The sequence below is a fragment of the Anaerococcus marasmi genome, from assembly GCF_900290195.1.
In the GTDB taxonomy this organism is placed as follows: Bacteria; Bacillota; Clostridia; order Tissierellales; family Peptoniphilaceae; genus Anaerococcus; species Anaerococcus marasmi.
This window is the reverse complement of record NZ_OLMF01000004.1, coordinates 785,315-798,979: the sequence shown is the minus strand read 5'-3', so window position 1 is coordinate 798,979 and position 13,665 is coordinate 785,315. Positions and strand designations below refer to the sequence as shown.

11 protein-coding genes are annotated in these 13,665 nt (G+C 30.7%); 10 read left to right on the top strand and 1 reads right to left on the bottom strand.

Annotated elements, in window-relative coordinates:
* The first annotated feature begins 280 nt into the window (after positions 1–280).
* The 10 genes from murJ (C7D97_RS04115) (at position 281) to C7D97_RS04070 (ending at position 12,626) form a co-directional block, all read left to right on the top strand.
* On the top strand, positions 281–1,801 hold the full coding sequence (gene murJ / locus C7D97_RS04115; RefSeq protein ID WP_105300856.1) for a murein biosynthesis integral membrane protein MurJ: 1,521 nt from the start codon (positions 281–283) through the stop codon (positions 1,799–1,801).
* Between the two features lie 125 nt (positions 1,802–1,926).
* The gene (murJ, locus tag C7D97_RS04110; protein WP_105300855.1) at positions 1,927–3,462 is read left to right on the top strand and encodes a murein biosynthesis integral membrane protein MurJ; all 1,536 of its coding nucleotides are present in this window, start codon (positions 1,927–1,929) and stop codon (positions 3,460–3,462) included.
* Positions 3,463–3,486: 24 nt separating this feature from the next.
* Positions 3,487–4,122, top strand: a complete 636-nt coding sequence (locus C7D97_RS04105; RefSeq protein ID WP_105300854.1) for a sugar transferase — start codon at positions 3,487–3,489, stop codon at positions 4,120–4,122.
* Positions 4,123–4,157: 35 nt separating this feature from the next.
* Positions 4,158–5,393, top strand: a complete 1,236-nt coding sequence (locus C7D97_RS04100; protein ID WP_105300853.1) for a glycosyltransferase family 4 protein — start codon at positions 4,158–4,160, stop codon at positions 5,391–5,393.
* 17 nt (positions 5,394–5,410) lie between these two features.
* Positions 5,411–6,595 carry a glycosyltransferase gene (locus tag C7D97_RS04095; RefSeq protein WP_105300852.1) on the top strand — a complete coding sequence of 395 codons (1,185 nt, stop codon included), beginning with the start codon at positions 5,411–5,413 and terminating at the stop codon, positions 6,593–6,595.
* Between the two features lie 2 nt (positions 6,596–6,597).
* Positions 6,598–7,764, top strand: coding sequence for a glycosyltransferase (locus C7D97_RS04090; protein ID WP_105300851.1), 1,167 nt, complete (start codon positions 6,598–6,600; stop codon positions 7,762–7,764).
* 161 nt (positions 7,765–7,925) lie between these two features.
* The gene (locus C7D97_RS04085; protein WP_105300850.1) at positions 7,926–9,077 is read left to right on the top strand and encodes an EpsG family protein; all 1,152 of its coding nucleotides are present in this window, start codon (positions 7,926–7,928) and stop codon (positions 9,075–9,077) included.
* Between the two features lie 91 nt (positions 9,078–9,168).
* Positions 9,169–10,209: a polysaccharide biosynthesis protein gene (locus C7D97_RS04080; RefSeq protein WP_105300849.1), complete on the top strand. Its 1,041-nt coding sequence runs from the start codon at positions 9,169–9,171 to the stop codon at positions 10,207–10,209.
* 11 nt (positions 10,210–10,220) lie between these two features.
* The gene (locus C7D97_RS04075; protein ID WP_105300848.1) at positions 10,221–11,408 is read left to right on the top strand and encodes a UDP-N-acetyl glucosamine 2-epimerase; all 1,188 of its coding nucleotides are present in this window, start codon (positions 10,221–10,223) and stop codon (positions 11,406–11,408) included.
* A gap of 21 nt (positions 11,409–11,429) precedes the next feature.
* Positions 11,430–12,626: a polysaccharide biosynthesis C-terminal domain-containing protein gene (locus C7D97_RS04070; protein WP_105300847.1), complete on the top strand. Its 1,197-nt coding sequence runs from the start codon at positions 11,430–11,432 to the stop codon at positions 12,624–12,626.
* Positions 12,627–12,724: 98 nt separating this feature from the next.
* On the opposite strand, the gene C7D97_RS04065 is transcribed toward C7D97_RS04070, so the two are convergent.
* The gene (locus C7D97_RS04065) at positions 12,725–13,207 is read right to left on the bottom strand and encodes a hypothetical protein (protein WP_105300846.1); all 483 of its coding nucleotides are present in this window, start codon (positions 13,205–13,207) and stop codon (positions 12,725–12,727) included.
* Between the last annotated feature and the right edge of the window lie 458 nt (positions 13,208–13,665).

Genomic DNA, 13,665 nt, shown 5'->3' with positions numbered 1-13,665 from the left:
AAATCCAAGGAGATATCTCGACTAAGCTCGATATAAGGGTGAAAGAAAACAAAGTTTTCTCTCCCTCTCCCTTGTTTCGACCGAAGTGGAGAAACCTCACGTGTTACTTTAAAAAAAAGTTAATTTACTACTTCGGAATACAGTAGAAATCACATAATCTCCATCTCGAACACATGTGAGAGATCTACAGTCTATGACGACACGCAAATAAAAAAGTTCAACCAATCTAAGCAATTACGAATTTAACCAAGCAATATAAGCAAACAAAAAAGGAAAAGATATGGGACACACCACAATCTTGTTGATGATTATTACAATTTTATCAAAAATATTTGGCTTTGTCCGTGAATCTGTTATGGCAGCGGTCATTGGTGCAGGAGATATCAAGTCCATCTACGTCACTGCCACCACTATCCCTGATATCATGATGTATACCGTCATAACAGGGATTGTCTCTGCCTACATCACAGTCTACACCAGGATCCGTACGGACAAGAGTGAGGCTGAGGCCAATAGCTTTACCTCCAACCTTATCAATGTCCTAATGGTCTATGGTGCTATTATCTTTCTTCTAATAATAATATTTGCTGGTCCCATATCTAAGATTTTCTCACCCAAACTTATAGGCGAAACCCACGACATGGCCACATCCTTTACTAGGATCATGGCGGTATCAATCTTTGCCTTTCTCTACTCTGCGGTCATCAGAGGATTTCTCAACGCAAGAAATAACTTCATCGACCCTGTTATTACAGAGATTATTCTTAATATCTTCGTCATATCTGCAACCCTTCTTACGGGAGTCTTTGACAATCCATATATATTGATTATAGGAGCCCTTATAGGAAACATCGTCCAGTTTATTAGATTCCCATTTGCCAGCAAGAAGAAGGGCTTTTCCTATGAGAGGAAGCTTGACTTCAAGGACCCCTACATCAAGTACCTCCTTGCCATCATGATTCCAATCATCATATCCAACGCAGCCAACAAAATCTCTGTCCTAATAGATAAGTCCATGGCTTCAGGCATACTTGGCATCGACACAGTGGCCAAGGTATTCTACACAGAAAACATGCTCGACTTTATCGTAGAAGTGGTAACAATCAACATCGCCACTATCACCTTCCCCCAAGTGGCAAAACTTGGTAATGAAGGAAAAATCGACGCCATGAAGGAAAAGACAGCAAGCACCCTAATCCTAACCCTTGCCCTAGTAATCCCAGCCACCTTCGGCATGATGACTCTAGCAAGGCCGATTATTAGCCTAATCTACGAGAGAAACGCCTTCACGGCCCATGACGCAGCCCTCGTATCATCACTTTTAGTATCCTACGCACCCTACATTATCTTCATTACCTTTATGAAAATAATCTCAAACAGCTTCTACGCAGTAGGAGACTCCAAGTCTCCTCTTGTAGTAATCCTCATCCAGCAGGCTATAAACGTAAGCCTCAACTGGATTCTTGCAAAAGAAATAGGCCTAGACGGTATAGGAATAGCAACTTCCGTGTCGACTGCCGTAGGAAGCTTGTTAATAATCTTTGTTTATTTCAAGAAGTTTGGTAAAGTAAAAGATGTAAGAAATATGAAGTCCATAGGAAAAATCACCCTAGCAGCGATCTTTATGGGACTTGTGGCTAATATTAGTTACGGATTTTTCGAATCATATATAGGTCTAGGATTAGGATTAATTGTATCAATATTATTATCAGTCATTATATACTTATTTATTTTGTATAAATCAAAGATTAATCCAGTTTCTGATATAATCGAGCAGACACTATATGAAATTAATTTATAATTATTTTAAGTAAGTAAACTTTATAGGAAATATATTGTAAAATATCATAGCCTAAGTATAGTACATTTAGAACATTTTTACTACATAATTAAAAAAATAGAAAAGAATAAGAATAAGGAAAGAAAATGGGACAAACGACAATTGTATTGATGTTAATTACAATTTTATCAAAAATATTAGGATTTGTTAGAGAGTCTGTAATGGCTGCTTATATTGGAGCTGGGGAGCTCAAGTCAATTTATACTACTGCTACTACAATTCCAACAATGCTTACTGGAGTTGTAGCTACTGGTATTGTTTCTGGATATATACCTATTTATAATAGAATTAATAATGACAAGGGTCACGATGAAGCGTCTAAGTTTACTTCGAATCTCATTAATATATTAATGATTTATGGAGCTATAATATTTTTATTAGTTTTTATTTTTGCAAAATCTATTAATTTAGTTTTATCTCCTGATTTAGATGGTGATAATTTAAGGATATCAGTTAACTACACTAGGATAATCATTATATCTATATTTGCACTCCTATATGCTTCAGTTACAAGAGGGTACCTCAATATAAAAGGTAACTTTATAGATCCCGCAATATCAGGGATTATTCTAAATATTTTCATTATAACTGCAACAATACTGTCTGCGATTTTCTCGAATCCGTATATATTAATAATTGGAGCTTTACTTGCATTCATTTTTCAATTCATTAGGTTTCCATTTGCTGCAAAAAAATTAGGATTTGTATATAATAATGAGATAAATTTTAATAACTATTATATAAAACAGCTTATGGGAATTGTAATACCAATTATAATATCGACAGCTGCTGATCAAATATCTATTATTGTAGATAATTCTATGGCGTCTGCTTTTTTTGGAGTATCGAGTATATCGAAAATATTTTATGCAAAGACAATGCTTAATTTTATCATGTCAGTAGTAACTCTATCTGTAACAACTGTAACATTTCCAGATATAGCTTCTGCAGGTCAGAAGGGTGATATAATAAATTTAAGAAAAATGACTAGCTCTGCTATTATTTTTGCCATGCTATTAGTGGTTCCATTTACTTTAGGAATGATGATGCTATCACAACCTATAATAAGTTTGGCATTTGAAAGAAGTGCATTTTCAGGTTCAGATACGGTTATAGTAGCTTCCTTACTTGTTTGTTATGCACCATTTATAATATTTTCTTCGCTTATCAAATTGATATCAAATGCATTTTATTCACTAGGTGATTCAAAAACGCCTCTGGTTGTAATTTTAATACAGCAATTATTAAATTTGATTTTAAATTACTTTTTAGCAAAAAAAATTGGATTGAATGGATTAGCGATATCAACAAGTATTTCAACGATAATAGGTTCGATATTATTATTATTGGCATTTTATAAAAAGATAGGTAAGCCTAGAAATAATGCTGCAACTAAGTCTTTGATTGAAATACTATTATTATCAGTGACTATTTCTTATATTGCAAAAATGCTGTTTGATTATATGACAATAGCATATAACAGCACTATAAGCTTATTTGTTTCTGTACTCGTTGCTGGAGTTATATATCTGGTTGGAATATATTTATTTAAAATACCAGAGTTTATAAATTTAATAAATTCCTATATTGAAAGACGAAATAATAGAAATAATTATGATTAATAAAATACTTATAAGGAAGAATAAATGCGAGTATATGTAAAATTTAAAAGATTATTAGATATAATATTATCTTTGTTCTTAATGATTCTATTGCTGCCATTATTTTTGATATTATCAATATTAATAAAAATTGATAGCAAGGGACCTGTTTTATACAAACAATCTAGAACAGGACTAAATGGTGCAGACTTTATATTGTTAAAATTTAGGTCTATGGAGGCAGATAATAACGTATATGATTTCAAAACTGTTGACAAAATTACAAAAATTGGAAAATTTATAAGGAAAACTTCACTTGATGAACTCCCTCAATTAATAAATATACTTAAAGGTGATATGTCCTTTATTGGTCCTAGGCCTTGGTTACCTATACTCAATAAATATTATACAGATTCTCAGAAAAAGAGATTTTTAGTTCGTCCAGGATTAACCGGAATTGCACAAGTTAGCGGTAGAAAAGATTTAAATATTATAGATAGAATAAACCTTGATTTAAAATATGTGGATAATATTAGTCTTCTAACTGACCTTAAAATATTAGGTAGAACGATATTGGTTATTATAAATAATGCTGATAATACCAGAGAGAATTATACTATTGAAGATGAGATAGAAGACCTTAAAAATAATTTTTTATTTGTTAATGGAAAAATAAGTTAAACAATAAGTGACAGTAGATCTTAAAGGAGGAAAAATTGAAAAAGAAAAAACTTATATTTTTATCTTTAATTAGTATAACACCAGCAAATATAAATTCTAACAATATTTATACTAGTGTTCTAAAAAAATTTATTGATAATAAATATGATGTTTATATTATGAATCCAATAGAAAAGAGATATTATTCAGGACAAAAAGAGGGGCTCTATATTGTTGATAAAGTTAATTACATCAATATTAAAATTGGGAATATAACTAAAACAAATAAGATAGAAAAAGGAATATCAACTATTAATATAGAAAGGTTATATATTAATGCGGTAAAAAAATATTTAAAAGATATAAATTTTGATATCGTACTTTACCCTACACCTCCTATAACATTTAGTAATGTAATAAAATATCTAAAGAATAGGGATGATGCACTAACTTACTTAATGTTAAAGGATATATTTCCTCAAAATGCAGTAGATTTAGGTTTTTTTGGTAAGAATAGTATTTTTTATAAATATTTTAGAAAAAAAGAAAAAGAATTATATAGGATTTCTGATTATATTGGTTGCATGTCACAGGCTAATGTTGATTATATTATAAATAATAACGATATTATTAAAGATAAAGTTGAAATATTCCCAAATTCTATTAATCCTATTGATCTAAGTATTACTAAAGATAAATCTGATGAAATTAGAAAAAAGTATAATTTACCTTTAGACAAGAAGATATTTCTTTATGGCGGAAATTTAGGAAAACCCCAAGGAATTGAATTTTTGATTAAATGTATAAAAAATGCCGAAGAATTTAAAAATATCATATTTTTGATTATTGGTAATGGTACAGAATATGAATATATTTCGAAGGCTAAAGAGAATCAAAATCTATCAAACCTTATACTAATGGATAGATTAGAAAAAGATGAATTTGATAATGTTGCTGCATCTTCTGATGTAGGAATAATATCGCTAGATCATAGGTTTACAATTCCTAATTATCCTAGCAGAATAATAACATATATGCAAGTGAAATTACCAATACTTGCTATAACAGATCCCAATACAGATATTGGTAGTGATATTGTTGAAGGTAGGTCTGGCTGGTGGATTAATGATAACAGTATTATTACTTTCAAGAAGGTTCTTAAAATAATAGAAAATGAATTTGATTATGGGGATATAGATATGATAAAAAATAACTCGTTTGATTATCTAAATCAAAATTTTAATGTAAATAAAGCTTTTTTGAGAATAGAAAGTAAGGTAAAAAATATTTAGATGTTAAAAGGGAAATTATGAAGTTTTTATTTATAAATGTCGTAAGTGGTATAAAGAGCACCGGAAGGATATGTTCGGATCTTGCAGATAAATTAATTGAACAGGGTCATGATGTTAGAATTGCTTATGGTAGGGGTGAAGTACCAATCGAATACAAGGATATATCATATAGGATTGGATTTGATTTAGATGTTTATACTCACGTATTTAAATCAAGAATATTCGATGCATCTGGATTTGGTAGTAAGTTTGTAACATTGAGATTTATTGATCGGATAAAAGACTATGATCCGGATGTCATTCATTTACACAATATACATGGATATTATATAAATATAAAAGTTTTGTTTGATTATCTTAAGATTTCTGGAAAAAAAATTATATGGACTTTACATGATTGTTGGTCGTTTACGGGTCATACAGCATATTGTGATTCTATAAATTGTACAAGATGGGTAGATGGATGTTATAATTGTCCTTTGCTAAATGAATACCCAAAGTCTTGCATTGATAGATCTAATCAAAATTGGAATAAAAAGAAAAGTATTTTTATCAATACACCTAATTTAACTATTGTTACACCATCATTATGGCTAAAAAATATGGTGAAAAAATCATATTTAAAAGATTACAGAACAATAGTAATAAATAATGGTATTAATACTAATATATTTAAAAAATCTGATAGTGAATTTAGAGAGGAATATAAGTTAGAAAATGAGATAATATTATTAGGAGTTGCTACAGCCTGGGATAAAAATAAAGGTCTATTAGATTATTATGAGTTAGCAGATAAACTCGATAGTAACTTTAAGATAGTATTAGTTGGTCTTTCAGAAGAACAGTGCAATAATTTACCTTCCAATATAATAGGGATAAAAAAAACAGATACAGTAGGGGAATTAGCAAAAATATATTCTGAAGCAGATTTGCTTTTGAATCTATCTTATTGCGAAAATTATCCAACAGTAAATATAGAATCAATGGCATGTGGAACGCCAGTCTTAACCTACAAAACAGGCGGTAGTCCTGAAATAATAGAAAAATATGGAGGGATAATTGTTGATAAGTTTGACATAGATAGTGTTATAAATGAAGTAAAGGCATTGGGAGGCAAACATATAGAACTTAATTTCGATAGACAAGAAAATGATATTAAGTATATGATTAAAAATTATATGATGCTTTATGAGGAAGGATAAAAATGAGAATTACCAATATATGTTTGTTAGCACCTGTAACAGATGGATGGAATTATCAAGATAATCTACTACCAAAATATCAGAAAAAAAATGGTCATGATGTAACTATTATTACATCTCACTGGGTATGGAATCAGTACGGAGAGCTGGCTAGAGATGATAGAGAAGAGTATGTAAATGAAGACGGTATAAGAATATTGAGAATAGAAATGAGCGGAAAAGACGACTTCACAAAAAAAATTAAGAAATATCCATCGTTATATGAATCTATTGAAAAAACAAATCCAGAATTTTTATTTATTCATGGATTAGGATTTGTGGATACTTCAGTAATTGTGAAGTATCTAAAAGCTCATCCTAGAGTTAACGCGAATGCTGACAATCATGCCGACTTTTCAAATAGTGCTACAAATTGGGTTTCAAAGAATATACTTCATAAATTAATCTGGAGACACTATGCTCAAAAACTAGTTCCATATGTTAGAAAATTTTATGGAGTATTGCCAGCACGAGTTGAATTTATGGCTGATATTTACAATATACCAGAAGATAAGTGTGATCTATTAGTTATGGGTGCAGATGATGAATTAGTTGAAAAATTCGAATTAGAATCTAATAAAAGTAAAGCTAGGTTAGATTTGAAACTTAAAAGTAATGATTTTTTAATAGTAACTGGTGGAAAAATTGATATAGCTAAATCACAGACGCTTTTGCTAATGGAAGCAGTAAATAGAATAAATGTAAAGAATAATAAAAGAAATATTAAACTCCTTATATTTGGTCCAGTATCTAATGAACTGAAAGATAAATTTGAATCTTTATTAACTAATAATATATATCATATAGATTGGGCAGACACAGAAAAATCTTATTTATATTTATCAATTAGTGATCTTGTAATATTCCCAGGAAGACATTCAGTGTACTGGGAACAGGCAGCTGGTTTAGGCAAACCTATGATTATTAAAAGATGGTTAGGGACAAATCATATAGATATGGGAGGGAACGTAATTTATCTAGAAACTGATTCAGCTGATGAGATTGAGTCAAATATAGAAAAATTAGTAAATAATAAAGAAAAATATAAATACATGAAAAATATAGCTGAAAAAAATTCTAAAAAATATTTTTCGTATAAAAATATTGCAAAACGAAGTATTAAAATATAAATTTGATTACTTTAATTAAGGATACAATTATTATATATTGTAAATTGTTTTTTAATAATATCTATTTTATTAGAATCTAATATATAAAACAACTATAGAACTTAACTAATGGAGTTGAGAAATGTTTAAATTATATAAAATCATGGAATTGGAGTTGAACTGTGTACGTTGCTTTGTTAATAATACTTACTTTATTTTCAATCGTTGAATTATTGAATAAATTAAAAAAGAATAAAATTATTTTTATTATACTTTCAATAGTGTTAACATTAATTCTCTCATTCAGATATGGTCAAGGCACGGATTACTTCGCATACTACACACAATATCTTAAGACAAATTCATATTCTAGTTTGTTTATAAATGAGCTAACTCACGGTGAAATAGGATGGCATGCAATAATGGTATTGCTTAAGAGGGCTAATATATCTTTTGAACTATTTATCATAATGTTGTCAATTATTATGATGTCCTCTGTATGCTACTCTATTTATAATTATTCACCTTATATAGTAACTAGTTTACTAATTCTATATCCTACCTATTATTTAACATATATGTTTTCTGCATTAAGACAAGGGCTAGTAATGTCAATATTCATAGGTTTTGGGATAAAATATTTGCTAAATAAAAATTATGTTAAATATTTTATTCTGATATCTATTTTATCATTTATCCATAATGGAGCTCTGATTTTAATAATAATACCAATATTAATTAGCTGTAGGAAAATTCTATTAGAAAAATATTTGATATTTTTTTCAATTATAGGAATGGTAATAGCTTATAGTGGAATTATTGATAAATATTTTAGAGATTTTAGATTTTATATATATATAAATAATTCATTTAGTATAATGGCAGTTCTTATTAGATTGTTGTTAATGTATACGATATACAAATTTCATAAATCAAATGATGAAAAAGATGTTGTAGAAGATCTACTCTACTATATATATGTTATAGGGTTCTCTCTATTTTTAATATTATCTTTTTCTGGTACATTGTCACAACGTCTAACTATGCCTATGAAATCTATTGAAACTATATTGCTACCGTTAGCATTTAATAATTACGAGAAAAGCAAAACAAAACTAATAGTTAGACTTAAATTAGGTAATACTAAGGTTTATCCATTAATAATTGCAATAATACTGTCTTTAAACGTTGAGACGATAAAAAACATTAACGCATATATAGAACAAGATAACTATTATCATTGGGTTAATCCAATTAATTACCCATATGGTAATATATTTAATAAGGATAAAATAAGAAATTATGTTTTATATTTTAAAAATGAGATTAATTGATAGATACCTAACTTAATAGTAGCTATTATGTGTAAGTGCTTAATTAATATAATAATTTTGTTTGGGAAAATATGATAAAGGAGTTAAGGAAATGAACAACAAACTATTTGATGATAAAATTTTAATGATAACTGGCGGTACGGGATCTTTTGGTAATGTAGTTTTAAATCGTTTTTTAAAAACGAATATTGGAGAAATTAGAATTTTCTCAAGAGATGAGAAGAAACAAGATGATATGAGGCACCATTTTCAAGTAACTATGCCTGAGGTCGCTGATAAAATTAAATTTTATATTGGCGATGTGAGAGATTTAGAATCTTGTAGAAATGCTATTAGAGGTGTTGATTTAATATTTCATGCAGCTGCATTAAAGCAAGTGCCATCATGTGAGTTTTTCCCAATGGAGGCTGTAAAGACAAATGTAGTGGGAACTGATAATGTACTTACTGCCGCAATAGAAGAAGGGGTTGAATCAGTTATTTGTCTATCAACAGATAAAGCTGCTTATCCCATTAATGCTATGGGAATGTCTAAAGCTATTGAAGAAAAAGTAGCTATTGCAAAGTCTAGAAATTCTGGGAAAACTAAAATCTGTTGCACACGTTATGGAAATGTTATGTGTTCTAGAGGATCTGTAATTCCACTTTGGATTGATCAAATTAAATCCGGAAATCCTATTACTGTTACTGAACCATATATGACTAGATTTATAATGAGCTTAGAAGAAGCGGTTGATCTTGTAATTTTTGCATTTGAAAATGGTGAGAATGGAGATTTATTAATCAGAAAAGCACCTGCCTGCACTATTCAGACACAGGCTGAAGCAGTTTGTAAATTATTTGGAGGAACAAAAGAAGATATAAAAGTTATAGGTATACGTCATGGTGAAAAAATGTATGAAACTTTATTAACAAGTGAAGAATGTTTGAAAGCAGTAGATATGGGAGACTTTTATAGAGTTCCATCAGATAATAGAAGCCTTAACTATGATAAGTACTTTAGTGATGGTAATTCTGATACAAAAAAAATTACATCTTTTAACAGCAACAATACTAGGAGATTAAACCTTGAAGAAACTATTCAAGAAATAGCAAAATTAGACTATATTCAAGAAAGACTTCTAGAAGATTAAAGAGATAAGTTATGAATTATAATTTTAAATGGAAAAATAATGGAAAGACAAAACTTTGTATAGGACTTGGCACTAGACCAGAGATAATAAGACTAGCAGCGGTTATTAAAAGGTGTAGAGAGTATTTTGATACCTGCGTGATATACTATAATCAGAATTGGGATAAGAATTTAAGTACCGTATTTTGGAAAGACTTTGAGTTAAAAAATAACAACGGCGAATTTGGTCCAGATATTCTAGTGCCAGTAGTTGGAGATAATCTTGGTGTAACTTGTGGAAATATAATAGCAAGAAGCTATGGAGTTTTGAATCAATTGAATCCAGATGGCTATTTAGTATTAGGAGATACTAATTCATGCCTTTCTGCAATTTCAGCAAAAAGATTACACATTCCTTTATTTCATATGGAAGCAGGAAATAGATGTAAGGATGAATGCCTCCCAGAAGAGACTAATCGACGTATTGTAGACGTGATATCAGATGTCAACTTACCATATTCTGAAGCTGCTAGAAGATATCTTAATGAAATGGGAATGCCTAAAGAGAGAACTTTTGTAACAGGCTCTCCTATGGCAGAAGTATTAACAATGAATTTAGATAAGATTAAGCAAAGCGATGTATTGGATAGGTTACATCTAGAGAAGAACAAATATATTTTGCTATCTGCTCATAGAGAAGAGAATATTGACTCAGAAGAGAACTTTATCAGCCTTTTTACTGCAATAAATTCTCTCGCTGAAAAATATGATATGCCAATACTTTATTCCTGCCATCCTAGATCCAAAAACAGGCTAGAGAAAAGTGGATTTAAATTAGATTCTAGAGTTAGGGTAAATGAACCTTTAGGGTTTAATGATTACAATAATCTACAAATGAATGCGCTCGCTATTGTAAGCGATAGTGGAACACTACCAGAAGAAAGTAGCTTCTATCTATCCATAGATCATCCTATAGCAGCAGTATGTATCAGGACGTCTACTGAAAGGCCAGAAGCTCTAGAATCAGGGAATTTCATATTAGCTGGAATTACGAAAAAAGAATTATTAAATGCTACTGATATGGCTATCGATATGAAAAATAGAGCTATATTTGGTAAGCCATGCCCTGATTATACAGATCAAAATGTATCAATGAAAGTTGTAAGGATTATTCAAGGATATATTAATGTTGTAAACAAAATGGTTTGGAGGAAAAACTAATTACTTCAAAGGGGGAGTTTAATGAATATTCTAGTAACTGGTGCTAAAGGTATGGTTGGCACAGCTCTTGTTAATAATCTAAAAAATATTAGAGATGATAAAAATAGGACAAGACCTAATCTTAAAATTCATGGCATATATGAATATGATATTGATAGCAGTGAAAAAGATTTAAACGAATATTGCAAAAATGCTGACTTTGTCTTTAATCTAGCTGGTGTCAATAGGCCAGAAAATGAAGAGGATTTTATGAAAGGTAATTTTGGCTTTGCAAGTACACTCCTTGATACTCTAAAGAAATATAATAATAAAGCTGGAATAATGTTATCATCATCTATTCAAGCTACACTATCTGGTCGATTTTCCGACAGTGAGTATGGTAGGAGCAAAAAAGCTGGTGAGGAATTATTCTTTGAATATCAAAAAGAAACAGGAGCTCCTGTGTATGTGTACAGATTCCCTAATCTCATGGGTCATTCTAGACCAAAATATAATAGTGCTATTAGTACATTTTGTTGGGCAGTCGCTAATGATGAAGAATTCACTGTAAATGATAGACAAACTGAGCTTGAAGTATTGTATATCGATGATTTAATTGAAGGTATGTTCGATTTACTAGAAGGTAAAGAGCATAGATGTGAATTTAATGGTACCGATACAGTATTTGATAATGAGGGGAAATATTGTTATGTTCCAGTAACTCACAAAATAACTTTAGGAGAGATTGTAGATTTACTTGAAGAATTTAAGAATCAACCTATTAGTCTTCTTATGCCTAAGATGCCCGAAGGTTCATTTTCAAAGAAGCTATTTAGTTTATATTTGACATATCTTCCTAAAGATAAATTCAAATATAATCTTAAGATGAATGAGGATTACAGAGGAAGCTTTACCGAGCTGGTCCATACTAAAGACTGCGGTCAAGTATCAATTAACATCAGCAAACCTGGTATTACCAAGGGCCAACATTGGCATAACTCAAAGTGGGAGCAATTCATTGTCGTTCATGGGCACGGATTAATACAGGAAAGAAACATCAATACAGATGAGTTTGTAGAGTTTGAAGTTAGTGGAGATAAAATAGAAGCAATATATATGATCCCAGGTTGGACACATAATATAATTAACTTGTCAGAAACTGAAGATTTGGTAACAGTTATGACATGCAATGAGATATTCAATCCAGATAAACCTGATACATTTTTTGAAGAAATATAAATATAATTGTTAAGTTAAAATTAAAAGTTAATAACATGTTAGGAATATTTTCCCGTAAATTATTTTGGTTATAATTTACGGGATTTTTGATATCCATTCTAGTCCATCAAATTCTCACGCACATATTGTATAGCCATGAAGTTATCTGCCATGGTTTCTACTAGGCTCATGTAGTAGAGGAGTTGGGCGTTTTTTCTGTTGGAGAGGAGAGTCTTTTCTGTGTTTAGGCTCGAGATTTCTTCTCCTGTGGTTAGGATTATGGTTGAGCCTTGGATTTTGTCTACGTATTTGACGTTGACGAAGCCCCTTTGTTGATCGTCGTATTTGCTCTCACGGATCTTGAAGGCGAAGAAGACGTGGTCCTTGTCGATGACGTAGGGGTAGTTCCTTTTGATTTGGGTTTTAGCTTTGATTTTCTTATCAACGAGCTTCTTACTCTTTCCCCTCCTGTCGTAGGAGTTTTTGAGGAAGTGGGTGGGGGTTCTCTTGTCTATTTCGGTGGTGTCAGTGTAGTAGATTCGAGAGACTATCCCCACTCTTTCCATAGGTTCAGGCAGAATGGCCAAGATTTCTCTTTTCATTGCAGCCTCCTTTCAGACATTAATAGTTTTTATAAAATATAAAAAGACAGTTAATGTACTTTAATTATACAGGAGAAGGGAAGGCTTTTCAAGAGGGGGGGTTGGCTTGCCTGTAGATGGTGTGAATGTGTGAATTTCTATAATTCAAAGGTTGTGATTAATTGCAATTTTACTATAACACCTGAGACCTCTCCGCTGCGGTCGAGGTAAGGGAGAGGGAGAGAAAACTTCGTTTTCTTACCCCTTATGTCGAGCGTAAGTCGAGATATCTCATTGGATTTTGTAAATAACAGGAACTTTTAAATCTACATGTCATCATAGACTGTAGATCTCTCAGTCAGTCACTACGTTCCTTCCTTCGAGATGGCGTAACTGTTATTTTAGTTTCTCTCAGTGTATATTCTATAATTAAATATAGAATTAATTTCAAGAGGTTTCTCCGCTGCGGTCGAAACAAG

Coding starts and splice junctions, on each gene's coding strand:
- C7D97_RS04105 (WP_105300854.1), top strand. CDS start 3,487: ATGCGAGTATATGTAAAATTTAAAAGATTATTAGATATAATATTATCT.
- C7D97_RS04080 (WP_105300849.1), top strand. CDS start 9,169: ATGAACAACAAACTATTTGATGATAAAATTTTAATGATAACTGGCGGT.
- C7D97_RS04065 (WP_105300846.1), bottom strand. CDS start 13,207: ATGAAAAGAGAAATCTTGGCCATTCTGCCTGAACCTATGGAAAGAGTG.
- C7D97_RS04075 (WP_105300848.1), top strand. CDS start 10,221: ATGAATTATAATTTTAAATGGAAAAATAATGGAAAGACAAAACTTTGT.
- C7D97_RS04070 (WP_105300847.1), top strand. CDS start 11,430: ATGAATATTCTAGTAACTGGTGCTAAAGGTATGGTTGGCACAGCTCTT.
- C7D97_RS04095 (WP_105300852.1), top strand. CDS start 5,411: ATGAAGTTTTTATTTATAAATGTCGTAAGTGGTATAAAGAGCACCGGA.
- C7D97_RS04090 (WP_105300851.1), top strand. CDS start 6,598: ATGAGAATTACCAATATATGTTTGTTAGCACCTGTAACAGATGGATGG.
- murJ (WP_105300856.1), top strand. CDS start 281: ATGGGACACACCACAATCTTGTTGATGATTATTACAATTTTATCAAAA.
- murJ (WP_105300855.1), top strand. CDS start 1,927: ATGGGACAAACGACAATTGTATTGATGTTAATTACAATTTTATCAAAA.